General features: G+C 62.8%; 1 pseudogene. It reads left to right on the forward strand.

Features of this window, described 5'->3' with window-relative positions:
• Nucleotides 1-231 (forward strand): annotated as a pseudogene (locus AF337_RS12840) (ISAs1 family transposase); the annotation flags it as partial.

The raw sequence follows: 231 nt of genomic DNA on the forward strand, positions 1-231 counted from the left end.
GGCCGATTCGGCGTTTCCAAAAAGAAGTGGCTCAAGACGATCGTGCCGCTGCCCTATGGCATCGCCGGCCATGGCACCTTCTCCACCGTTTTCCGCTGCCTCAATCAGGTTGCCTTCGAAGCCGCTTTACCGAAGCCTTTGCAAAGGGCATGGAAGGCGTGGTGGCGGTCGACGGCAAGGCGGTACGAGGCGACGCCGCTGCCCCTCGTCAAGGTCTGGGCTGCCGGTTGC

Origin of the sequence: Rhizobium ecuadorense, assembly GCF_001187535.1 — a bacterium.
GTDB lineage: Bacteria > Pseudomonadota > Alphaproteobacteria > Rhizobiales > Rhizobiaceae > Rhizobium > Rhizobium ecuadorense.